Source organism: Brachybacterium sp. B718/18 (assembly GCF_055454375.1).
Genome location: NZ_JBVDDO010000001.1, coordinates 195,968 through 219,186 on the forward strand (window position 1 = coordinate 195,968; position 23,219 = coordinate 219,186).

Below are 23,219 nucleotides of genomic sequence, written 5' to 3' on the forward strand. Positions count from 1 at the left end.
CCCATGGCCCACCAGTGGCGCGGCGTCCTCGCCGAATACCGCGAGCACCTGCCCTTCGCCGACGGCGACACCCTGCTGACCCTCGGCGAGGGCGGCACCCCGCTGGTCCCCGCCCCGGCACTGTCCCGGCGCGTGGGCGCCGACGTGCACATCAAGGTCGAGGGTCAGAACCCGACGGGCTCCTTCAAGGACCGCGGCATGGTCTCGGCCATGTCCCGCGCTGTCTCCGACGGGGCGACCGCGGTCGTCTGCGCCTCGACCGGCAACACCTCGGCCTCCGCCGCCGCCTATGCGACCGCCGCGGGGATCACCTGCGCCGTCCTGCTCCCGCAGGGCAAGATCGCCGCCGGCAAGCTCGCCCAGGCGGTCGTGCACGGCGCGAAGCTGATCCAGGTCGACGGCAACTTCGACGACTGCCTCGAGCTGGCCCGCAAGCTCGACGCGGAGCATCCGGTGGAGCTCGTCAACTCCGTCAACCCCTATCGGCTGCAGGGGCAAAAGACGGGTGCCTTCGAGATCGTCGACGCGCTCGGCGAGGCGCCGGACATCCACATCCTCCCGGTGGGCAACGCGGGCAACATCTCGGCCTACTGGATGGGCTACCGCGAGTACCACGAGAAGGGCCTCGCCCGGTCGCTCCCCGCCATGTGGGGCTTCCAGGCGGAGGGCGCCGCGCCCTTCGTCGCCGGACGCCCGATCACCGATCCGGAGACCATCGCCACCGCGATCCGCATCGGCGCCCCCGCATCCTGGGATCTCGCCGTCGCCGCGCGCGACGGCTCCGGCGGCCTCATCGACGCGGTGAGCGACCAGCAGATCCTCGACGCGCAGAAGCTGCTCGCCGGCGAGGTGGGTATCTTCGTCGAGCCGGCCTCGGCCGCGGGCGTGGCGGGACTGCTCCAGCAGGCCGAGCGCGGGCTGGTGCCCGCCGGCGCGCGGATCGCGATCACCGTGACCGGCAACGGGCTCAAGGACACCGACACCGCCCTCACCCAGCACGACCTGACTCCCACCGTCATCCCGGTGGATCTGGTCGCGGCCGCGGAGGCCATCGGCCTGTGAGGATCCAGAACCAGCGGGTGTCGGTGCGCGTCCCGGCGACCTCCGCGAACCTCGGCCCGGGCTTCGACGCCCTCGGCCTCGCCCTGGACCTCTGTGACGACCTCCTGATCGAGGCCACCACCGGCGGCGTGGAGATCCACGCCGAGGGCGAGGGGGCGGACGAGGTGCCGACGGGGGAGGAGCACCTCGTGGTGCGCGCGATTCGACGGGGCCTCGACCACGCGGGCGCCCCGCAGACCGGCCTGCGACTGCGCACCGTGAACCGCATCCCGCACGGCCGGGGACTCGGCTCGAGCGCCGCCGCGACCGTCGCGGGACTGCTGCTCGCGCGCGGCCTGATCGCCGACCCCGCGGCCCTGGATGACCAGGCCGTGCTCGATCTGGCCTGCGAGTTCGAGGGGCATCCGGACAACGCCTCCCCGGCCCTGCTGGGCGGCGCGGTGCTCTCCTGGACCGTCGGCGACGTGGTCCGGGCCGCCCCGCTGCGCCTCGGGCCCGGCGTGCTCCGGCCGCTCGTGCTGCTGCCCCGCACGACCCTCTCGACGCATGCCGCCCGCGGACTGCTCCCCGCGGAGGTCCCGCATCGCGATGCCGCGGTCAACGCCGCCCGCGCGGCGCTGCTGGTGCACGCCCTCGCCGGATCGCCCGAGCTCCTGCTCGAGGCGACGGAGGACCGCCTCCACCAGGAGCAGCGCGCCCCGGGCATGCCGCAGAGCGTCGAGCTGATGCGCGTCCTGCGCCGCGAGGGGTTCCCCGCGGTGATCTCCGGGGCTGGCCCGTCGGTGCTCGTCCTCGCCGCCGCGCGGGACGAGGTCGCGCCGCTCGTGCGCCGCTTCGTGAGCGATCCCGCCGCCTGGCGGATCGCTGAGGTGCCGCTGCGGGAGACCGCCTCGAGCCCTGTGGTAGGTTGACCCTGCGTCCAGGCGGCATCGATCCGTGCAGCCTCTCGCTCTCATATCGATGAGTGGAGATCCGCGCCCGATGCACCCCTGAACGGCTCCCGCATTCACCCTCCGCTCCGCGCATGGCGCGCTCAGCAGGTGCGTGCTGCGAGGCCGACGCATCCCGAAGCACCTCAGCAGGCCGATCACCGGTGCCCTGCACCGCGGGACGAGCCCTGCGCGACCGTGCCGCTGCGCCCTCGGACCTCCGGTCCCCGCAGCGACCGGCCACCCCCAGCCCAGATGAGGACCGGATCACCGGTCCGACAGGAAGGAAACCGGGTGAACGACACCACCTCCGGTGCAGACCTTGCCGCCAAGAAGCTCCCCGAGCTGCAGGCCCTCGCGGGCTCGCTCGGGATCAGGGGCGCGCGCCGTCTGCGCAAGAGCGAGCTGATCGATGCGATCCGCTCCGGCGGCCAGGGCGCACAACCCGCCTCCGCGTCCTCCGACACCGCGCCGAGCTCCGCTCCGTCAGCCGGCAGTGCGTCTGCGGCCCCCGCCTCCGCGCGGCGCACCGCCGCCGCGGACTCCGCCGCCGAGGCACCGCAGGAAACCCAATCCACCGGCCGCGCGACCCGCAGCCGCTCCCGCGGGGCCTCCGCCCCGCAGGGCGCTCCCGCCCCCGATCTCGGGATCGATCTGCCCGCGCGTTCCGGCGAGGAGCAGGGCGGTACCGAGCGCACCGGCCGCTCCCGGCAGAACCGCGATCAGCAGAACCGCCACCAGCAGGGCGAGGACCAGTCCTCCAGCCGGGACTCCGCGGAGTCCCGCCCGGAGCGCGACCGCCGCCGTGAGCAGCAGGATCGCGAGGCGCAGGACGGCGCTCCGAGCCGCGAGGGTCAGGACCGCTCGGGCCAGGGCGATCGCCGCCGCGACCAGCAGCAGGACCGCGGCCAGCAGCAGGACCGTGGCCAGCGCCGTCGCCTCGAGGACATCGAGCTGCCCGATCGCTCGGGCGAGCGCGAGGACGACCGTTCCGGCGGCGAGGACGACGACCGTCGCGGACGCTCCCGCAGCCGCAACCGCTCGCGCGACCGCAAGCGTCGCGGTCGCGGCGGCGAGGGCGCCCCGCAGCAGGGCGGCCAGCAGCAGGGCGGCGGCCAGCAGCAGGGCTCGCAGGACGATCCCGAGGTCCGCGAGGGCGACGAGCTGATGACCGTCGCCGGCATCCTCGACATCCGCGACAACAACGCTTATGTGCGCACGACCGGGTACCTCCCCGGGCCGAGCGACGTCTTCGTGACCACCAACCAGGTCAAGCGCTACGGCCTGCGCAAGGGCGATGCGATCACCGGACAGGTCAAGGCTCCCCGCGACGGCGAGGAGCAGCCGCAGGTCGAGCAGCAGCACTACTCCGGCGGCCGCAACCGCCGCAGCAAGGGCAACCAGGGCAAGGGCAACTTCCCGGCGCTGGTGCAGGTCGACACCGTCAACGGCCTGCCCGTCGAGCGCGCTCGCCAGCGCGTCGACTTCGGCAAGCTCACCCCGCTGTACCCGGACGAGAGCCTCCGCCTGGAGACCGCCCCGAACGCGGTCGCCCCGCGCATCATCGACCTGGTCTCGCCCATCGGCAAGGGCCAGCGCGGTCTGATCGTCGCGCCCCCGAAGGCGGGCAAGACCATCGTCATGCAGCAGATCGCCAACGCGATCACCACCAACAACCCCGAGGTCCACCTCATGGTCGTGCTCGTCGACGAGCGCCCCGAGGAGGTCACCGATATGCAGCGCACGGTGAAGGGCGAGGTCATCGCCTCGACCTTCGACCGTCCGGCGACGGACCACACGATCGTCGCCGAGCTCGCGATCGAGCGGGCCAAGCGACTGGTGGAGATGGGCCGCGACGTGGTCGTGCTGCTCGATTCCCTCACCCGCCTCTCCCGCGCCTACAACCTGGCGGCCCCGGCGTCCGGGCGCATCCTCTCCGGTGGTGTGGACGCCTCGGCGCTCTACCCGCCGAAGCGGTTCTTCGGCGCGGCGCGCAACATCGAGAACGGCGGCTCGCTGACCATCCTCGCCTCGGCACTGGTGGAGACCGGCTCCAAGATGGACGAGGTGATCTTCGAGGAGTTCAAGGGCACCGGCAACATGGAGCTGCGCCTGTCCCGTCACCTCGCGGACAAGCGGATCTTCCCCGCCGTGGACGTCAACGCGTCCGGCACCCGCCGCGAGGAGGTGCTCATGGGCAAGGAGGAGCTCTCCATCATGTGGAAGCTGCGTCGCGTCCTGGGCGCCCTCGAGCAGCAGCAGGCCCTCGAGCTCCTGCTGGAGCGGGTCAAGAAGACCCAGTCCAACACCGAGTTCCTGATGACGGTCGCGAAGAACACGCCGAGCGTCGGCCAGCGCACCGACGGCTGATTTCCCCGCATCGCGCACGACGGGCCGCCCTCCGGCAGGAGGGCGGCCCGTCGTGTGTCCAGGGCGGGAAAGGGTGTCGAGGACGCTCAGCCCTTGAGCGCTCCGGCGGCGATGTTCGCGATGAAGTGCCGCGAGCCGATGATGAACACCCCGATCAGCGGGAGCACGCTGACCAGCGCGCCCGCCATGACCATCCCGTAGTCCGTGAGGTACAGGGAGTTGAGGTTCTGCAGGGCGGTCTGCAGCGTCTGCCGCTGCGGGTTCACCAGCACGATCAACGGCCAGACGTAGTCGTTCCAGGCCGTGATGAAGGTGAAGATGCCCAGGAACGCGAGACCGCCGCGCATCATCGGCACCCCGATCCGCCAGTAGGTGGTGAAGAACCCCGCGCCGTCGATGCGTGCCGACTCGATGAGCTCGTTGGGGATCGATCCCGACGCCATCTGCCGCAGCAGGAAGATGCCGAAGGCGTTCGCGGCGCCCGGGACGATGAGCGCCTGCAACGTCCCCACCCAGCCGAGCGAGGACATGAGCATGAAGCTCGGCACCAGGGAGAGGCTGCCCGGGATCAGGAACGTCGCGATCATCAGCACGAACAGCACGTTCTTGCCCGGGAAGTCGAACTTCGCGAAGGCGAAGGCCGCGAGCGAGTCGAAGAACATCACCAGCACCGCGCAGGCGCTCGAGACGATCAGAGTGTTCACGAGCGCGCCGAGGATGTCGACGCTCGCGAAGAGATTCTGCAGGTTCGTCGCGAAGGAGTCCGACGGGATCAGCCGGGGCGGGTAGCCGAAGATCTCCCCGGTCGTCGAGGTGGACATGACGAACAGCCAGTAGAAGGGGAAGACCGACAGCAGCACCCCGATCACGATCAGGAGGTGCGTGATGACCGCCTCGACGCGACCGGCGGCGATCGCCCGCCGGTCCCGCGCGCTGGGCGCCGCCCGATGGGGCGGGGGAGCGGCGGACGCGGCGGAGGTGGTGGGCACGGTGGTGGGATCGGCGGCGCTCATCGGCGGGCCTCCTGCTTCTGCCGACGGGGAGTACGGTCACGATCGCTCAGCAGGCGCCAGTTGATGATCGCGAAGACCGAGGCGAGCACGAACAGCGCCCAGGCGATGGCGGAGCCGTACCCGAAGTCGAACTGGGTGAACGCCTGGTTGTACTGGTAGAGAACGATCGTCATGCCGGCCTCGCCGGTGCCGCCCGAGTCGCCGAGCAGCACCTGCGGTTCGGTGAAGAGGCTCAGGCCGCCGACGGTCGAGGTGATGACGGTGAAGAGGATGACCGGGCGCAGCATCGGCACCGTGATCCTCGTGAAGATCTGCCAGGTCGAGGCGCCGTCGACCTTCGCCGCGTCGTACAGGTCGGTGGGGATCGACTGCAGCCCGGCGAGGTAGATGATCGCGTTGTAGCCGGTGAAGCGCCAGATCACCATGACGGCGATCGTGATCTTGATGCCCCAGCTGCTCGACAGCCACGGGACGGTGTCCACCCCGATCGCGGTGAGCGCCGAGTTGACGAGCCCGAAGGTGTCCGAGAAGACCGAGCCGAACACGATGGCCATGGCGACCATCGAGGTGACATTGGGCAGGAAGAACGCCACCCGGTACACGCCGCGGAAGCGGATGTTCTGGTGGAGCAGGAAGGCGATCCCGAGGGCGAGGCACAGCATCGGCACCGTCGAGAGGAACCAGATGATGAAGGTGTTGCCCACCGCGTTCCAGAACCGCGAGTCCTGGATCAGGAAGGCGTACTGCGAGAGGCCGGCGAACTCGATCTGGCCCATGCCGTCCCAGTTCGTGAAGGACAGCACGATCGAGAAGACGATCGGGAACAGGCCGAAGATCAGGAAGAGCACGTAGAACGGGGCGATCGCGAGGTACTGGGGCCAGTGCGCGAGCACGCCGCGCCAGCCCTTCGTGCGCGTGCGGGGCACTGCGGCGTCGGAGGTCCGGCCGGCGCTCACGGGCGGGGGAGCGGTCATCGAGCTCATGCCATCACCCCCCGCTTGCGCAGCACCGTCTCCGCGGAGGCGACGGCGTCCTCCCACGCGACCTCGGGGTCCTTGCCCGAGAACTCGACGTTGTCGAGCTCGAAGGAGAAGCTGCCCGAGACCAGCGACTCCCAGGTGGAGATGAAGGAGCTGGGCACCGACTCGGCCGCCGTCTTGAAGAAGGCCAGCGGGTCCTGGTCGCCGAAGAACTCGCCCTGGTACTGCATCAGGTCTCCGTCGTAGGAGGCGGGTGTGGAGGGGATCAGTTGCACGTCGTTGTAGGCGCGGGCCTGGTTCTCGGCGGAGTTGATCCACTGGATGAAGGCGAAGGCGCCCTCGGGGTCCTTGCAGGTCTCGGGGATCGCCGCGAAGGAGCCGCCGGAGTTCCCGGCGCGGACCGGCTGCTCGGCGATGCGCCACAGCCCAGCGGTGTCCGGTGCCGACTCCTGGAGGATCTGCGCCCACCAAGCGGCCTGGATGTGGCCGGCGGTCGCCCCGCTGGACCAGGCGGCGTTCTGGTCTGTGCCCCGTGAGTCGGGGATCCCGGCGGTGATGTCGGCGTCGATCGCCGCGACCGCCAGGCGCCACGCCTCGCGCACGGCCGAGCCATCTTCGAGGTAGAGCGGCGCGTCCTCGGCGTCGAGGTAGCGCTCGGGGCTGGCGTTGAGGTACTGCTCGTAGACGTGGCGGGCGGTGTTGACCATCGCGGAGCCGGTCGCGGCCCGGAGCTCGGTGCCCAGGGCGATCCAGTCCTCCCAGGTGCTGCCCGCGGAGGCGACCTCCTCGGGATTCGTGGGCAGGCCGGCCTCGTCGAAGACGTCCTGGCGGAAGTAGAAGCCGGTGGGTCCGATGTCGAGCGGGAAGAAGCAGAAGCGCTGCTGCGGGGTCACGCCCAGGTTCCACTTCCACTCGAAGAATTCCGAGGAGACCTCCCCCGCGCCGAGCTCGTTCATGTCGAGGAACTTGCTCTCGTTGCGGAAGTAGAGGGCGTTGTTGGAGTTGATGTACGTGATGTCGGGGATGTAGGCGCCGCCGGCGAGGCTGGTGCGGAGCTTGGTGTCGAAGTTCGTGCCGATCACGTCGGCGCGCACGTGGACGTCGGTCCCGGGGATGGACTCGGCGGCTTCGGCGAGGAGCTCCGGACTGGCCGAGCGGTTCCAGTACCAGAGCACGAGTTCCTCGGGATCCGAGGAGATGGAAGGAGAGGACCCGCAGGCTGCGAGCGCCCCGGACCCGAGGGTCGCGAGCGCTGTGGCCTGCAGGATCGTTCGTCGTGTGGGCGGGGTCATGCGCAGTCCTCATCGTCGAGCGGCACGGACCGTGAGCGTTCACGGTGGGAGGAGGATGCCCATCGGCGCCCGGGTGTGTCAAGGGTCACGACCCGACGGGGAGCGGGCGGGAGGTGGGGTCTCAGGGCATTTCTGCACGCGGTGGCGTCGGCTGCGACGGACGTGTAGCGTGATCTCAGCGTGAACGTTCACGCACCGTGTCACCCGATGAGAAGGACGACGACGTCTCCATGAGCACCGCATCCGCACCGTTCCGCTGGGCCGTCCTCGGCCCCGGCTCCATCGCCCGCCGTTTCGCGAGCCAGCTCCCGCACAGCGAGCACGGCGTCCTGGTCGGCGCCGGCAGCCGCGACCCCGACCGCGCCCGCGTCTTCGCCGACGAGCACGGCGTGAAGGACGCCCTGATCGGCACCTACGAGGAGATCCTCGCCTCGGACCAGGTCGACGCCGTCTATGTCGCCACGGTCCACACCGGCCACGCCGAGCTCGTCATCGCCGCGCTCGAGGCCGGCAAGCACGTGCTGTGCGAGAAGCCGCTGGCACCCAACCACGGCACCGCCATGGCCCTGGCCGATGCCGCCCGCCGCACCGGCGGGACCCTGCTCGAGGCCTTCATGTACCGCTTCCACCCGCAGACCCTGCAGGTCCTGGACCTCGTCGCCCAGGGCGCGATCGGCGAGCTGGTCCACGTCGACGCCTCCTTCTCCTTCGACACCGGTCGCCGCGAGGGACGCCTGTTCGATCCGGAGATCGCCGGCGGCGGCATCCTCGACGTCGGCTGCTACCCGCTCTCCTTCGCCCGCCTCGTCGCGGGTGCTGCGGCGGGCACCCTCGTCGCCGAGCCCACCGCGCTCGTCGGGCGCGGCACCCTCGGCCCCACCGGGGTCGACGAGTGGGCCGCCGCCGAGCTCACCTTCGCCGGCGGTGCCACCGCCTCGCTGCGCACCGGTGTGCGCCTCTCCGACCCGCAGTCCGCCACGATCACCGGAACCCGCGGCGTGATCCGCCTCGCCGACCCGTGGGCCCTCGGCGCCGAGCAGGTCATCGAGCTCGATGTCGTAGGGGAGGAGCCCCGTCGGATCGAGGTCGAGGCCGCTCATCCCTACGCCCTCGAGGCGGATGCCCTCGCGCGCGCCGCCGGCAGCGGCGAGGTGCCCGAGCTGCCAGTCGAGTTCAGCCTCGCGCAGTCCCGCCTGCTCGACTCCTGGCGCGCCCAGATCGGGCTGCGCTACCCCTTCGAGCGAGACGACGCCCGGATCCCCACCGTGTCCGGCCGCGCCCTGCGCGTCGCGGACGACGCCCCGATGGTCTACGGCGAGCTGCCCGGCATCGACAAGAAGATCTCCCGCCTGGTCATGGGCTGCGACAACCAGCCCGACCTCGCGCACGCCTCGGCCCTCTTCGACGCCTTCTTCGAAGCCGGCGGCACCACCTTCGACTCCGCCTACATCTACGGCGGGGGCCACCACGAGGTCCTCCTGGGGCAGTGGGTCCGCAACCGCGGCATCCGCGAGGACGTCGTGGTGATCACCAAGGGCGCCCACACCCCCCACTGCGACCCCGAGTCGATCACCCGTCAGCTGCTCGAGTCCCTCGAGCGCCAGGGCACCGACTACGCGGACCTCTACATGATGCATCGCGACAACCTCGACATCCCCGTCGGGGAGTTCGTCGACGTCCTCGACGAGCACGTGCGCGCCGGCCGCATCCGCGCCTTCGGCGGATCCAACTGGACCCCCGCCCGGGTCGACGAGGCCAACGCCTACGCCGCCGCCCACGGCAAGCAGGGTTTCAGCCTGTTGAGCAACCACTTCGGTCTCGCCGAGGCGCTCGACGTCCCCTGGGCCGGCTGCGTGCACGCGACCGATCCCGACTCGAAGGCCTGGCTCGCCGAGCGGAAGATCCCGCTGTTCCCCTGGTCCTCCCAGGCGCGCGGCTTCTTCACCGGGCGCGCCCACCCCGAGGACCGGTCGGATGCCGAGCTCGTACGCTGCTACTACTCCGACGGCAACTTCGAGCGACTCGAGCGGGCGCGCGCTCTCGCCCGGGAGTTCGACGTGCCGCCCACGGCGATCGCGCTCGCGTACGTCCTCGCGCAGCCCTTCCCGACCTTCCCGCTGTTCGGCCCGCGCTCGATCACCGAGATGCGCTCGTCGATGACGGGCCTCGGCGTGCAGCTCACCGAGCAGCAGGTCGCCTGGCTCGATCTGCGCGCCGACTCCCCGTCGGCGTGACACACTCCCGACCATGACCGAGCAGGCCACCCGCGGCGGGCGCCGCGCGACGATCATCGACGTCGCGGCGCTCGCCGGGGTCTCCCGGCAGACGGTGTCGCGGGCGATCAACGACATGCCGGGCATCTCCGGGGCCACGCGGCAGCGGGTCCTCGAGGCGGCCGAGCGGCTGAACTACCGGCCGAGTCGCTTCGGGCGCGGGCTCGTCTCCGCCGGGCCGCCCACACTGGGGCTGCTCGTCGACGACCTCGCCAACGCCTACTTCCCCGAGATCGCCCGCGCCGTGGTGCGCGCGGCGACTGCCCGCGGCTGGAACGTGCTGGTGGTCGAGACCGCGACGGGGGATCCGGCCGAGATCGGCCGCGACCTCGTGCACCGGGTCGACGCGCTCGTGGGCTACGGGCTGCCGCACCGTGCCGGGAACGAGGTCCCCGACCGCATGCCCCTGGTCCGGCTCGACGTCCCGGCCGAGAGCGATGCCGCCGGGGTGCTGTATGCGACCGAGGAGGGCTTTGCGGCGCTCGGTGCGCATCTCGCCGCGACCGGGGTACGGGTCGTCGCCGTCCTCGACTCGGAGCACGAGGGCGAGGGCTCGGCGCGCGCCCACCGTCTGCTCGAGGCGCTCGACGGCTCCATCGCCGCGAGCATCCTCCCGCTCGGGCACGAGCCGACCGTCGCCGCCCGCGCCGCGCGCCAGGTCGATCTAGCGCTCGCCCTGGACCCCGTACCCGACGTGCTGATCGGCTGGAACGACGCGCACGCGCTCGCGACCCTCAAAGCCCTGCGACTGCGGGACATCGACGTGCCCGGGCGGATGCGAGTGGTCGGTATCGACGGCCTCGAGCTCGGCACCCTTCTCAGCCCGGAGCTGACCAGTATCGGCGTCGACATCGACCGGGTCGCCCAGCACGCCGTGGACCTCGTGGACGGCATGTTCGAGGGCCGGCTGCCGATGTCGGGGGAGCAGGTGCGGCGCAGCGTCCCGTATCGCCTGATCGTCCGCGAGACCGCCTGAGCCGTCCGGCGGCGACCGGCGGGTGAGCTCGGAAGGTGCGATGTTGCGCACAGGAGCCCCGGCCCCTCGCGGCGGGAGGCCCCCGCGTGGCAGACTGGTGCGTCGGTTCTGGTTCACGGTGCCCGCCCGGCGCGCCGACCCAGCGACCACGACGAAGGAGACCCCATGAAGGCTGACATCCACCCGACCTACGTGGTCACCCAGGTCACCTGCACCTGCGGCAACACGTTCACCACGCGCTCGACCAAGGCCGACGGAGAGATCCGCGCCGAGGTCTGCTCCGCGTGCCACCCGTTCTACACCGGCAAGCAGAAGATCCTGGACACCGGCGGCCGCGTGGCCCGCTTCCAGGCCCGCTACGGCAAGAAGAGCTGACGTCCCGAGTCTTCTCCGACGCCGGTGCACGCCCCTGGGCGTGCACCGGCGTCGTCGTCTGAGACCCGCCGCCCCGTGGGGCGCACCGAGCACGAGAGGGCGTCGATTTGCGGTCGACCGAGGGATCCGACACCGAGCGGCTCGCCCCGCTGCGGGCCGAGCACGGCCGTCTCCAGCAGGAGATGGCCGATCCGTCGCTGCATGAGGACGCCGGCCGGGCCCGGCGCGTCGGCCGGCGCTACGCCGAGCTGACCGCGGTGCTCGAGGTCGCCGATCGCCTCGAGGCGACCGCTGCGGATCTCGCCACCGCCCGGGAGCTCGCCGAGATCGGCGAGGACGATCTGGAGGTCGCGGCGGAGGCCGAGGCGCTCGCCGCCCGTCTCGAGGAGGACCGTGCGGCGCTCGAGGAACTGCTCGCGCCCCGTGACCCCGACGATGCCCGTGACGTGATCCTGGAGATCAAGGCGGGGGCCGGGGGAGAGGAGTCCGCCCTCTTCGCCGCCGAGATGCTGCGCATGTACCGCTCGTACGCGGAGTCGAAGGGCTGGCGGCTGGAGGTGCTCACGAGCGCGGACTCCGAGCTCGGCGGGCTGCGCGACGTGACCGCCGCGATCACCGCCCGCTCCACGGCGACCCCGGCCGACGGCGTCTATGCGCATCTCAAGCACGAGGCCGGCGTGCACCGGGTCCAGCGCGTCCCGGTCACCGAGTCGGCCGGGCGCATCCACACCTCCGCCGTGGGCGTGCTGGTGCTCCCCGAGGCCGACGAGACCGACGAGAGCGAGCTGCTCGCCGAGGCGATGGCGCCGGCGAACCTGCGCATCGACGTGTTCCGTTCCTCCGGTCCCGGCGGGCAGAGCGTGAACACCACCGACTCGGCGGTGCGCATCACCCATCTGCCGACGGGGCTCGTCGTCTCCTGCCAGGACCAGAAGAGCCAGCTGCAGAACCGCGAGCAGGCACTGCGGATCCTCCGCACCCGGCTGCTGGACGCGCGCCGCGCCGAGCAGGACCAGGCCTCCTCCGCCGCGCGCCGCTCCCAGGTGCGCACGGTCGACCGCTCGGAGCGGATCCGCACCTACAACTTCCCCGAGTCCCGCGTGGCCGACCATCGCACCGGATACAAGGCCGGCAACCTCGCCCAGGTGCTCGCGGGCGATCTCGAGGACCTCATCGCCTCCTCCCGCGCCGCCGAGCGCGATGCCCGCCTCGCCGAGGCGCAGCAGGACGGCGCTGCGGAGGACGCCGGATGACGCTCCCGCCCGCTGCGGCGACCGAGCCGCGGCACGTGCTGCGCGCCGCGCTCGCCGCGACCACCGAGCGCCTCGGCCGCGCCGGAGTCCCCTCGCCGAGCGTCGACGCCCGCGCCCTGCTCGCCGCCGCCGCGCGCACCGACGGTCCGCTGGTCCTGCTCGACGCCCTCCCGGCCGACTTCGCCGCGGAGCTCGAGCGCCTCACCGCCCGGCGCGAGGCCCGCGAGCCGCTCCAGCTGATCCTCGGCCGCGCCCCCTTCCGCCGCCTGGACCTGATCGTCCGCCCCGGGGTGTTCATCCCGCGGCCGGAGACGGAGCTCGCCCTGGATCTGCTCCGCGAGCACCACCGGGGTCCGCTCGAGAGGCTGCTCGACCTGTGCACCGGGAGCGGAGCCCTCGCCGCGGCCGCGCTCGACGAGCTGCCCGGCCTCGAGGTCCTCGCCGTCGAGGTCGATCCGCTCGCCGCCGCGCTCGCTCGCGAGAACCTCGCGGCGGTCGACCCGCGGCGGGGGAGCGTGCTCGAGGGCGACCTGCTCGGCGAACCGGCCGGTCTCGCGGCGGCGGGGCCCGTCGACGCGATCCTCTCGAACCCGCCGTACATCCCTGCGGAGGCGGTCCCGCGCGAGGCGGAGGTGCTCGCGCACGATCCGCATCGCGCCCTCTTCGGCGGCGGGGAGGACGGCCTCGAGGTGCCGCGCGCGGTGATCGGTTGGGCCCGGCGGCTGCTGCGTCCCGGAGGACTGCTGGTGATGGAGCACGCCGACGTGCAGGGCGCCTCGGCCCGCGCGGCCGCCCGCGAGACCGGCGGCTTCTCCGAGATCTCCACCGCCGCCGACCTCACCGGCCGGGACCGCTTCCTGATCGCGCGTCGGACGACGGCGGAGCCCGCAGACGGAAGTGAGAGACTGACCCGGTGAGCGTGTATGACACCCAGAACCCCGAGTCCCGCGAGTCGGCGCTGACGGCCGCCGTCGAGGCCGTCCGAGAGGGCCGCCTCATCGTCCTGCCGACGGACACCGTCTACGGCATCGGCGCCGACGCCTTCTCCCCGGAGTCCGTCGAGGCGCTCCTCGAGGCGAAGGGACGCGGTCGGGACACCCCGCCGCCGGTGCTCATCGGCGACCACGCGGTGCTGCTCGCCCTCGCGGTCGACCTCCCTCCGTACGTCGAGGACCTCGCCGACGCCTTCTGGCCCGGCGCGCTGACCCTGATCCTGCAGGCGCAGCCCTCGCTCACCTGGGATCTGGGGGAGACCCGGGGCACTGTCGCCCTGCGCATGCCCGATGACGAGGTGGCGCTGGACCTGCTGCGCCGCACCGGACCGCTCGCCGTCTCGAGCGCGAACCGCCACGGCAAGCCCGCGGCGCTGACCGTCCTGAACGCAGCGACCCAGCTCGGCGACGCGGTCGAGGTGTACCTCGACGGCGGCACCGCTCGCATCGGCACCAGCTCCACCATCATCGACACGACCGTGACCCCTGCGGAGATCGTCCGCGAGGGGTCGCTGAGCAAGGAGCAGATCATCGAGGCGGTCGGCGACATCTTCGCGGCGCCGCACAGCGAGGAGCCTGGCGAGGAGTCGGGCGAGGAGCCCGCTGCCGCGACGGTCGAGCCCGGCGAGGGCGAGCCCGCAGCGGCGCCGGCGAGCACGGTCGATGTCACGGGGGAGACCGCCGGCGAGGGCCCCGAGGACGCTCCCGCCCCGGCCCTCGACCTCCCGTCGGAGCCCGAGCTCGCCGGGCTCTCGGAGAGCGCCGAGCCCGTCCCGGCCGAGCCCGCGACGGATCCGGCGGCCGGCGAGGAGAAGCCCGCCGGGTGAGGATCTACCTGTTCATCCTGCTCGTCTCCGCGGCCGTCACCTTCCTGACCACGCCCGCCGTGAGGCTGATGGCCCGGCGCGCGGGCGCGATGACCGCGGTGCGCTCCCGGGACGTCCACGACGCGGTCACCCCGCGTCTGGGCGGGGTGGCCATGCTGGCCGGGGTGGTGGCCGCGATGCTGATCGCGTCGAACGTGCCCTTCCTCGAGGGGCTCTTCCGCGACTCGCGCCAGGCCTGGGGCATCCTCGCGGCGGCGGCCCTGGTGTGCCTGCTCGGCGCGGCGGACGACAAGTGGGACCTGGACTGGATGACCAAACTGGCCGGGCAGATCCTCGCCGCGCTGCTCCTGGCCTGGCAGGGCGTGCAACTGGTGACCCTGCCTATCGGCGGGGTCACGCTCCTCTCGCCCCGAGCCTCGCTGATCCTCACCGTGCTGGTGGTGGTGGTGAGCATGAACGCCGTCAACTTCGTCGACGGCCTCGACGGGCTCGCCGCCGGCGTGATGGCGATCGGCGGCAGCGCCTTCTTCGCCTACGCCTACCTCCTCACCCGCAGCGCCTCGGCGACGGACTACTCCTCCCTGGCCGCCCTCCTCACCGCGATGATGATCGGCGCGTGCGTCGGCTTCCTACCGCACAACCTCACCCGGGCGCGCATCTTCATGGGCGACTCCGGGTCGATGCTCCTCGGGCTGCTCCTCGCCGCCTCGACCATCGCGGTCACCGGTCAGGTCGACCCCGCCCGCCTCTCGGGGGCGGACTTCTTCGGGCAGTTCCTGCCGATCCTGCTGCCGATCGGCGTCATGGTGATCCCGTTCCTCGACTTCGCGCTCGCGGTGGTGCGCAGGATCGGCTCGGGCCGGTCGCCCTTCCACGCCGACAAGCTCCACCTCCATCACCGCCTGCTGGGCCTCGGCCACTCCAAGCGCACGGCCGTGCTGATCATGTACCTGTGGACCGTCGTAGTCTCCACCGGGCTGCTCGCGCCACTCGTGCTCGACACCCGCGGCGTGGTGCTCTTCTGGACCGGCGGCGTGCTGCTGGCCCTCCTGCTGACCTTCGACCCGCTCAGGTGGCGACATGCCCGTCACCGGAAGGACCCCACCGATGCCCGCTCCGTCTGATGAGACCACCCCGCACGGCGCGGAGCGCGCCGCCGCGCCCCGTCCCGGCGGCTCCCGCCGTCATCGTGCCGTCGGCGATCGCGCCATGCGTCGCGCGACCGGGATCGCCCTGATCGTCGGCCTGGTGCTCGACCTGATCGTGCTCGCAATCGCCGTGGTCCGAGGGGAGGGGCCCGCCGTCAACGGCGCCCTGATCGGCACCGGACTGACTCTCGTCATCATCGTGCCGACACTGGTGATCACCCTCGTCGGCGCGCGCATGTCACCGTTGACCATGGCAGCCACCGTGCTCGGGAGCTGGGCGGGGAAGATGCTGATTGTGATCCTCGTCCTGGTCCTGGTGAAGGACCTGGCCGCGGCCTCGTCGCTCTGGATCGGGCTCGCCCTGCTGGTCGGAGCGGTTCCGGCGATCACGATCGAGGGCGTGCTCATGGCTCGCTCTCGCCAGCCCCTCGACGTGGACCCGCGGGAGGACCCCACGGGGGACTCTCGCGACCGGGCTGGGGCCTGACTCTCTGTTATGCTTCCCAAGGCGCCGACACCGCGGCTCGCGGACACCCGACAGGGCAGGTGGGAGCGCTGATCGACCACCCCGTACGCCCTGGCGCAGACCATCGCCGCACACACGGTGGCCGTCAACTGGGAGTGGACTCGATCGACGTGACAGCTTGTGCCGACGCCGCCGCGCGTCAGGCCTGAAACGCCTGGGAGACCGTGCTGGACACCGCAGACCACAGCCCCGCCCTGTACGCGGAGGGCGAATCGTTCTTCCACATCCCGACGCTCGGGGAGTTCTTTCCCGACGCCATCCTCTTCGCGGGAACTCCGTTCGAGTTCAACCGCGTGCAGCTGGTGCGCCTGATCATCCTGGTCGCGGTGCTGCTGCTCACCTGCATCATCGCCTCTCGCGCGAAGCTGGTCCCCGGCCGGATGCAGAGCGTGATCGAGCTGCTGATGGACTTCGTGAACAACACGATCATCGCGAACACGCTGGGTCTCAAGGACGGCAAGCGGTTCTCGCCGATGCTCATCACGATGTTCTTCTTCATCCTGTCGATGAACCTCGCGGGCGTCATCCCCGGCCTGAACCTCGCGGGCACCTCCGTGATCGGCCTGCCGCTGCTCATGGCCCTGTGGACCTTCGTCACCTACGTCGGCGCGGGCATCAGCAAGCACGGCTTCCTCGGCTACTTCAAGTCCGAGACCATGCCGCCCGGCATCCCGTGGCCGATCTACATCCTGCTGATCCCGATCGAGCTGCTGCAGGTGCTCGTGATCCGCTGGGCCTCGCTGACCATCCGACTGCTCGCCAACATGGTCGCCGGCCACATGATGATCGTCGTGTTCATCGGCATGACCCATGCGCTCGTGTTCTCGGGCGACTGGCTCATGGCGATCAGCCCCTTCGCGGGTGCCATGGCGATCGGAATCTACGGCTTCGAGATCTTCGTCGCGGCGCTGCAGGCCTTCATCTTCACGATGCTGACCGCCGTCTACATCCAGCTCGCCACGAGCGACGAGCACTGACCTCCGCGCCGGCGGGAGGCCCAGGGGCCACCGCCTGCGGATCCCGCACCACCCCCGACCCCAGACCTGATCGTCGCGCCACAGCGACACGATGAAAGGAAACACCCCATGGAGCCCACGATCCTCGCCGAGCTGACCGGAAACATCGGCACCATCGGCTACGGCCTCGCCGCGATCGGCCCCGGCATCGGCCTCGGCATCCTCGTCGGCAAGACCGCCGAGGCGCAGGCCCGTCAGCCCGAGATGCGTTCGCAGCTGCAGACCACCATGCTGATCGGTGTCGCCTTCACCGAGATCCTCGCGCTGCTGGCGATCGTCACCGGCCTCATCTTCGTCTGAGCCCCAGCCCATGATTCTGGCTGAAGGAGCAGACACCGTCCCCGGCTGGCGCCTGCTGATCCCGCTCCCCGAGGAGATCTTCTGGTCGGCGCTCTTCCTGCTGATCTTCGCGATCGTCTTCATGAAGTTCGTGCTCCCCCGCATGAACGCCGTGCTCGACGAGCGTGCCGAGAAGATCGAGGGCGGCATCCGCCACGCCGAGAAGATCCAGGAGCAGGCCGACTCCCTCCGCGCTGAGCAGGAGAAGGAGCTGGCCGCCGCCCGTCAGGAGGCCGCCGCGATCCGCGAGAAGGCCCGCCAGGACGGCCAGGCCATCGTCGACGACGCCAAGGCACGCGCCGAGGCCGAGTCGGATCGCGTGCTCACCGCCGGCCGTCAGCAGCTGCACGCGGAGCGGATCGCCGCCTCCACGCAGCTGCGCGGAGAGGTGGGCTCGCTCGCGAGCGACCTGGCCTCCAAGATCGTCGGCGAGTCCCTCTCCGACGACGAGCGCTCCCGCCGTGTGATCGACCGGTTCCTGGACGACCTCGAGTCGACCCAGACCACCACCCGATAAGGACCTGTGATGCGAGGAACCTCCTCCGCCTCCTTCGACGAGGCGCTCCGGCAGGCCGAGACCGTGTTCCGCACGGTCTCCGGCTCCGGTCCGCTCGAGCCCCTCGCCGAGGAGCTGTTCTCGACGGCGGATGCCGTCGACGGCAGCAACCAGCTCGTGCGCCTGCTCTCCGACCCCGGCCGTCCGGCCGCGGTGAAGGAGGAGGCCGTCCGCTCGCTGTTCGCCGGCAGGATCAGCGCCGAGGCTCTCGAGCTGCTTCTCGAGGTCGTCCGTCGACGCTGGTCCGAGCAGGAGGACATCCTCGACGCCCTCGAGCTGCTCGGCGTCTCCGCCCTGCTGGCGCAGGCGGAGAGCGAGGGAGTGCTCGAGCAGGTCGAGGTGGAGCTGTTCCAGGTCAAGCGCCTCATCGACGGCAGCGGTGAACTCACCGGTTCCCTCGACGGGGAGCGCGAGAACCCGGGGCGACGCGCCCAGATCCTCTCCACCCTGCTCTCGGGCCGCACGCACCGCCTGACCGCGGCGCTGGCCGCCCGGGCCGCCGGCCGCCGCTCCGACGTCAAGCCGGCGCGGCGGGTCGCGGAGCTCGCGAGCTTCGCCTCCGAGCGCCGCCGCCGGGCACTCGCGTCGGTGTCCAGCGCGGTGCCGCTGAGCGAGGCCCAGCAGGGCCGCCTGAGCGGCATCCTGGCGGGCCTGTACGGCCGCCAGGTGCAGATGAACTTCCAGGTCGACCCGGATGTCGTGGGCGGTCTGCGGATCCAGGTCGGAGACGACCTCTACGACGCCACCGTACTGGCCCGGCTCGCCCAGGCGCGCCGGCAGCTGGTGGCCTGAACGGCCCGACCGACGCCCCGGCGTCCCCAGCATTTTCCAGACCATCCCCGGTGACGGGGAGACCGAGAGGAAGCGAAGCAGCACATGGCTGAGCTCACGATCAGCCCGGAGGAGATCCGGAACGCCCTGGACACCGCGGTGTCCACCTACCAGGCCGGCGCCACCGTGCGCGAGGAGATCGGTCGCGTCAGCGAGGCCGCCGACGGCATCGCGCGCGTCGAGGGTCTGCCCGACGTCATGGCCAACGAGCTGGTCAGCTTCGAGGACGGCACCCTCGGCCTCGCCCTGAACCTCGAGCTCCGCGAGGTCGGCGTCGTCGTCCTCGGCGAGTTCAGCGGCATCGAGGAGGGCCAGCAGGTCCGCCGCACCGGTCAGGTGCTCTCCGTGCCCGTCGGCGACGGCTACCTTGGCCGCGTGGTCGATCCCACCGGTGCCCCGATCGACGGTCTCGGCGAGATCGAGACCGTGGGCCGCCGCGCCCTCGAGCTCCAGGCCCCCGGCGTCATGCAGCGCAAGGCGGTCAAGGAGCCGATGCAGACCGGTCTCAAGGCCATCGACGCGATGACCCCGATCGGCCGCGGCCAGCGTCAGCTGATCATCGGTGACCGCCAGACCGGCAAGACCACGATCGGCATCGACACGATCCTCAACCAGAAGGCGAACTGGGAGTCCGGCGACCCCGACAAGCAGGTCCGCTGCATCTACGTCGCGGTCGGCCAGAAGGGCTCCACCATCGCCTCGGTCCGCGCCACCCTCGAGGAGAACGGCGCGCTCGAGTACACCACCATCGTGGCGGCTCCGGCCTCCGATCCGGCGGGCTTCAAGTACATCGCGCCCTACACCGGCTCCGCGATCGGCCAGCACTGGATGTACGAGGGCAAGCACGTCCTCATCGTCTTCGACGACCTCTCGAAGCAGGCCGAGGCCTACCGCGCCGTGTCCCTGCTGCTGCGCCGTCCGCCGGGCCGCGAGGCCTACCCGGGTGACGTCTTCTACCTGCACTCCCGTCTTCTCGAGCGCTGCGCGAAGCTCAGCGACGAGATGGGCGGCGGCTCGATGACCGGTCTGCCGATCATCGAGACCAAGGCCAACGACGTCTCGGCGTACATCCCGACCAACGTCATTTCGATCACCGACGGCCAGTGCTTCCTGCAGTCGGACCTGTTCAACGCGAACCAGCGCCCGGCAGTCGACGTCGGCATCTCGGTCTCCCGCGTCGGCGGCTCCGCGCAGACCAAGGCCATGAAGGCGGTCTCGGGCACCCTGAAGATCTCGCTCGCGCAGTTCCGTGATCTGGAGGCCTTCGCCATGTTCGCCTCGGACCTCGACGGCGCGTCGAAGCAGCAGCTGAGCCGTGGCGCCCGCCTGATGGAGCTGCTGAAGCAGTCCCAGAACTCGCCGTTCCCGGTCGAGGAGCAGGTCGTCTCGATCTGGGCGGGCACCACCGGCAAGCTCGACGAGATCGAGGTCGAGGACGTCCGCGAGTTCGAGGCCCAGCTGCTCGAGCACCTGCGCCACAACGGCGGCGTGCTCGACGCCATCCGCACCACCGGCAAGTTCGAGTCCTCCACGGAGGAGGAGCTCTCGCGCATCCTCGACGAGGTCAAGCGGGACTTCCTGGCCGGCCGCGGCGAGGATGCGGCACGCAGCGACGTGCACGCCCGCGCCGACGCCGATCAGATCGAGCAGGAGCAGATCGTCCGCGGCTGATGCGAGCGCCGCCGCCCCGGAGACGGGGCGGCGGCACCGCCCGGACGCATCCACCCCGCACGAGGAGAGACATGGGAGCCCAGCAGAGGGTCTACAAGCAGCGGATCCGGTCCGCTCAGGGCATGAAGAAGATCTTCAAGGCCAAGGAGATGGTCGCGGCATCGCGCATCGCCAAGGCGCACGCGCGCGTGCTCGCCACCACGCCCTACGCCGAGGCGCTTACCCGCGCCATCGGCTCGGTGGCCACGCACTCCGACGAGATCGCCCACCCCTTCCTGCAGGCGGACCGCGCTTCCTCGGGCCGGGTCGGCATCCTGATGATCACCGCGGACCGCGGTATGACCGGGCCGTACTCGCACAACGTGATCCGCGACGCCGAGCAGCTGGCGAACCTGCTGCGGGACCAGGGCAAGGAGCCGGTCATGTACGTCGTCGGCCGCAAGGGCGACACCTACTACCGCTTCCGCAACCGTCCGCCGCACCGCGCCTGGACCCCCTACAAAGAGGCGGAGCTGCCCGAGCTCGGTCGCGAGATCGCCCAGGCGGTCACGGCCGACCTGCTCGACGAGGATCCCTCGGTCCACCTCGACGAGCTGTACGTGGTGGGCACGCGTTTCCGCTCCCGCTTCGTGCAAGAGACCCGTTCCGTCCGCCTGGTCCCGATGGGCCTGGTGGACGCGGAGGAGAGCGAGGAGCGTCCGGTGTACCCGCTGTACGCCTTCGCCCCCGATGCCGAGAGCGTCGTCGCCGAGCTGCTCCCGCGCTACGTCGAGGCCCGCATCATCAACATCCTGCTGCAGGCGATGGCGTCCGAGCACGCGTCGACCCAGCGGGCGATGAAGACGGCCACGGACAACGCCGAGACCCAGATCAGGAAGTTCACCCGACTGGCGAACACCGCGCGCCAGGCGGAGATCACCCAGGAGATCACGGAGATCGTCGGCGGTGCCGACGCCCTCGCCGGCTCCGGCCGCGCGGAACGCTGAGACCCCGCAGACACCCGGGCGGTATCGCCCCGCCCCGCCGACGCACCCATTGGAGACACCGCACATGACCACCACCGCCCCCTCGCCGACCCAGACCGCCACCGGGCGCGTCGCACGCGTCACCGGCGCCGTGATCGACATCGAGTTCCCCCCGGGCAACATCCCCGATCTGTACAACGCCCTGCAGATCGAGATCCACGCCGAGGGTTCCGGCCTCGAGGACTCGACCCTGACCCTCGAGACCGCCCAGCACCTCGGCGACGGCATGGTCCGCGCCATCGCGCTGAAGCCGACCGACGGCGTGGTCCGCGGGCAGGCCGTGACCGACACCGGCGCCGCGATCTCCGTGCCCGTGGGCGACGCGACCCTCGGCACCGTCTTCGACGTGGTCGGCAACCCGCTGAACAAGCCCGCCTCCGAGCTGCAGGTCTCCGAGCGCTGGCCGATCCACCGCAAGGCCCCGAACTTCGACCAGCTCGAGTCGAAGACCACCATGTTCGAGACCGGCATCAAGTCGATCGACCTCCTCACCCCGTACGTGCAGGGCGGCAAGATCGGCCTGTTCGGCGGCGCGGGCGTGGGCAAGACGGTGCTCATCCAGGAGATGATCTACCGCGTGGCCAACAACCACGACGGCGTCTCCGTGTTCGCCGGCGTCGGCGAGCGCACCCGTGAGGGCTGGGACCTCATCGAGGAGATGACCGAGTCGGGCGTCATCGACAAGACCGCCCTGGTCTTCGGCCAGATGGACGAGCCGCCGGGCACCCGTCTGCGCGTGGCGCTGTCGGCTCTCACCATGGCGGAGTACTTCCGCGATGTGCAGAGCCAGGACGTGCTGCTGTTCATCGACAACATCTTCCGCTTCACCCAGGCGGGCTCCGAGGTGTCGACCCTGCTGGGCCGCATGCCCTCCGCGGTGGGCTATCAGCCCAACCTGGCCGACGAGATGGGTGTGCTCCAGGAGCGGATCACCTCGACCCGCGGCCACTCGATCACCTCGATGCAGGCGATCTACGTCCCGGCGGACGACTACACCGACCCGGCCCCGGCGACCACCTTCGCCCACCTGGACGCGACCACCGAGCTCTCCCGCGAGATCGCCTCGCGCGGTCTGTACCCGGCGATCGACCCGCTGGCGTCGACCTCGCGCATCCTCGACCCGCGCTACGTGGGCCAGGACCACTACGACACCGCGGTGCGTGTGAAGCAGATCCTGCAGCGCAACAAGGAGCTCCAGGACATCATCGCGATGCTCGGCGTCGACGAGCTCTCCGAGGAGGACAAGGTGATCGTCTCGCGCGCTCGCCGCATCCAGCAGTTCCTCTCGCAGAACACCCACCTCGCGAAGCAGTTCACCGGTGTGGACGGCTCGGACGTCCCGCTGAAGGACACCATCGAGGGCTTCAAGGGCATCTGCGACGGCGAGTTCGACCACATCACCGAGTCGGCCTTCTTCAACGTCGGCGGCATCGACATGGTGCTCGAGAACCAGCACCGCATCGACAAGGAGCTCGGGGCGTGAGTGCTCTCGAGGTCACCTTCGTCACCGCGGACCGCACGGTCTGGAGCGGCCGCGCCGCACAGGTCGTGGTCCCGGCCGTCGACGGCTCGATGGGCATCCTGCCGCAGATGCAGCCGACCCTCGCCATTCTCGGCGACGGCGCGGTGCGCATCCTGGCCGAGGACGGCACCGCCACCGAGCGCGTGGTCCACGGCGGCTTCGTCTCGGTCGACTCGGATGTCGTGACCATCGGCGTGGACGACGCCGAGCAGGTCGACGCCCAGGCGCGCTGATCCGCGACCG

22 protein-coding genes are annotated in these 23,219 nt (G+C 71.0%); 19 read left to right on the plus strand and 3 right to left on the minus strand.

The window, feature by feature from the left end; genetic code table 11:
* The first annotated feature begins 3 nt into the window (after positions 1–3).
* The 3 genes from thrC to rho all read left to right on the plus strand — a co-directional run bounded on the left by thrC (position 4) and on the right by rho (position 4,361).
* Positions 4–1,062, plus strand: coding sequence for a threonine synthase (thrC, locus tag ACZCAH_RS01030; protein ID WP_464339314.1), 1,059 nt, complete (start codon positions 4–6; stop codon positions 1,060–1,062).
* On the plus strand, positions 1,059–1,973 hold the full coding sequence (gene thrB / locus ACZCAH_RS01035; protein WP_464339315.1) for a homoserine kinase: 915 nt from the start codon (positions 1,059–1,061) through the stop codon (positions 1,971–1,973). The genes thrC and thrB overlap by 4 nt, the downstream gene beginning before the upstream one ends.
* A gap of 312 nt (positions 1,974–2,285) precedes the next feature.
* Positions 2,286–4,361 carry a transcription termination factor Rho gene (rho, locus tag ACZCAH_RS01040; RefSeq protein WP_464339316.1) on the plus strand — a complete coding sequence of 692 codons (2,076 nt, stop codon included), beginning with the start codon at positions 2,286–2,288 and terminating at the stop codon, positions 4,359–4,361.
* Positions 4,362–4,447: 86 nt separating this feature from the next.
* Here the strand turns inward: rho and ACZCAH_RS01045 are convergent, their stop codons facing one another.
* From ACZCAH_RS01045 to ACZCAH_RS01055, 3 genes are read right to left on the minus strand one after another with little or no spacing between them, the layout of a single operon-like run.
* Positions 4,448–5,374 (minus strand): carbohydrate ABC transporter permease, encoded by a 927-nt coding sequence (locus ACZCAH_RS01045; RefSeq protein ID WP_329745278.1) that lies wholly within the window; start codon positions 5,372–5,374, stop codon positions 4,448–4,450.
* Positions 5,371–6,348 (minus strand): carbohydrate ABC transporter permease, encoded by a 978-nt coding sequence (locus tag ACZCAH_RS01050; protein ID WP_464339317.1) that lies wholly within the window; start codon positions 6,346–6,348, stop codon positions 5,371–5,373. Before ACZCAH_RS01050 ends, ACZCAH_RS01045 begins: the two co-directional genes overlap by 4 nt.
* Before the next feature lie 5 nt (positions 6,349–6,353).
* On the minus strand, positions 6,354–7,646 hold the full coding sequence (locus tag ACZCAH_RS01055) for an ABC transporter substrate-binding protein (protein WP_464339318.1): 1,293 nt from the start codon (positions 7,644–7,646) through the stop codon (positions 6,354–6,356).
* A 230-nt stretch (positions 7,647–7,876) separates the two neighbouring features.
* Between ACZCAH_RS01055 and ACZCAH_RS01060 the strand changes: the two genes are divergently transcribed.
* The 16 genes from ACZCAH_RS01060 (at position 7,877) to ACZCAH_RS01135 (ending at position 23,209) form a co-directional block, all read left to right on the plus strand.
* Positions 7,877–9,880, plus strand: a complete 2,004-nt coding sequence (locus ACZCAH_RS01060; protein ID WP_464339319.1) for an aldo/keto reductase — start codon at positions 7,877–7,879, stop codon at positions 9,878–9,880.
* 13 nt (positions 9,881–9,893) lie between these two features.
* Positions 9,894–10,895: a LacI family DNA-binding transcriptional regulator gene (locus ACZCAH_RS01065; protein WP_464339320.1), complete on the plus strand. Its 1,002-nt coding sequence runs from the start codon at positions 9,894–9,896 to the stop codon at positions 10,893–10,895.
* Between the two features lie 165 nt (positions 10,896–11,060).
* A complete protein-coding gene (rpmE, locus tag ACZCAH_RS01070; protein ID WP_329745283.1) occupies positions 11,061–11,270 on the plus strand; it encodes a 50S ribosomal protein L31 in 210 nt (69 codons plus the stop codon).
* A gap of 107 nt (positions 11,271–11,377) precedes the next feature.
* Positions 11,378–12,523 (plus strand): peptide chain release factor 1, encoded by a 1,146-nt coding sequence (gene prfA / locus ACZCAH_RS01075; RefSeq protein WP_464339321.1) that lies wholly within the window; start codon positions 11,378–11,380, stop codon positions 12,521–12,523.
* Entirely contained in the window at positions 12,520–13,440 is a 921-nt protein-coding gene (gene prmC, locus ACZCAH_RS01080) for a peptide chain release factor N(5)-glutamine methyltransferase (RefSeq protein ID WP_464339322.1), read from the plus strand. The genes prfA and prmC overlap by 4 nt, the downstream gene beginning before the upstream one ends.
* Positions 13,437–14,342 carry an L-threonylcarbamoyladenylate synthase gene (locus ACZCAH_RS01085; protein ID WP_464339323.1) on the plus strand — a complete coding sequence of 302 codons (906 nt, stop codon included), beginning with the start codon at positions 13,437–13,439 and terminating at the stop codon, positions 14,340–14,342. The genes prmC and ACZCAH_RS01085 overlap by 4 nt, the downstream gene beginning before the upstream one ends.
* Positions 14,339–15,466 (plus strand): MraY family glycosyltransferase, encoded by a 1,128-nt coding sequence (locus ACZCAH_RS01090; protein ID WP_464339324.1) that lies wholly within the window; start codon positions 14,339–14,341, stop codon positions 15,464–15,466. The genes ACZCAH_RS01085 and ACZCAH_RS01090 overlap by 4 nt, the downstream gene beginning before the upstream one ends.
* Complete coding sequence (locus ACZCAH_RS01095; protein ID WP_464339325.1) at positions 15,450–15,977, plus strand: hypothetical protein; 528 nt, start codon at positions 15,450–15,452, stop codon at positions 15,975–15,977. Before ACZCAH_RS01090 ends, ACZCAH_RS01095 begins: the two co-directional genes overlap by 17 nt.
* Before the next feature lie 203 nt (positions 15,978–16,180).
* A complete protein-coding gene (gene atpB, locus ACZCAH_RS01100; protein ID WP_329745289.1) occupies positions 16,181–16,993 on the plus strand; it encodes a F0F1 ATP synthase subunit A in 813 nt (270 codons plus the stop codon).
* A 108-nt stretch (positions 16,994–17,101) separates the two neighbouring features.
* Complete coding sequence (gene atpE / locus ACZCAH_RS01105) at positions 17,102–17,332, plus strand: ATP synthase F0 subunit C (RefSeq protein ID WP_329745290.1); 231 nt, start codon at positions 17,102–17,104, stop codon at positions 17,330–17,332.
* A gap of 10 nt (positions 17,333–17,342) precedes the next feature.
* On the plus strand, positions 17,343–17,888 hold the full coding sequence (locus ACZCAH_RS01110; protein WP_464339326.1) for a F0F1 ATP synthase subunit B: 546 nt from the start codon (positions 17,343–17,345) through the stop codon (positions 17,886–17,888).
* 9 nt (positions 17,889–17,897) lie between these two features.
* Entirely contained in the window at positions 17,898–18,719 is an 822-nt protein-coding gene (locus ACZCAH_RS01115) for a F0F1 ATP synthase subunit delta (RefSeq protein ID WP_464339327.1), read from the plus strand.
* Positions 18,720–18,803: 84 nt separating this feature from the next.
* Positions 18,804–20,429 carry a F0F1 ATP synthase subunit alpha gene (gene atpA / locus ACZCAH_RS01120; protein WP_329745293.1) on the plus strand — a complete coding sequence of 542 codons (1,626 nt, stop codon included), beginning with the start codon at positions 18,804–18,806 and terminating at the stop codon, positions 20,427–20,429.
* A 71-nt stretch (positions 20,430–20,500) separates the two neighbouring features.
* Positions 20,501–21,415 (plus strand): F0F1 ATP synthase subunit gamma, encoded by a 915-nt coding sequence (locus tag ACZCAH_RS01125; RefSeq protein WP_464339328.1) that lies wholly within the window; start codon positions 20,501–20,503, stop codon positions 21,413–21,415.
* 64 nt (positions 21,416–21,479) lie between these two features.
* Positions 21,480–22,937 (plus strand): F0F1 ATP synthase subunit beta, encoded by a 1,458-nt coding sequence (gene atpD, locus ACZCAH_RS01130; RefSeq protein ID WP_329748032.1) that lies wholly within the window; start codon positions 21,480–21,482, stop codon positions 22,935–22,937.
* Positions 22,934–23,209: a F0F1 ATP synthase subunit epsilon gene (locus ACZCAH_RS01135; protein ID WP_329745296.1), complete on the plus strand. Its 276-nt coding sequence runs from the start codon at positions 22,934–22,936 to the stop codon at positions 23,207–23,209. The genes atpD and ACZCAH_RS01135 overlap by 4 nt, the downstream gene beginning before the upstream one ends.
* Positions 23,210–23,219: the final 10 nt, after the last annotated feature.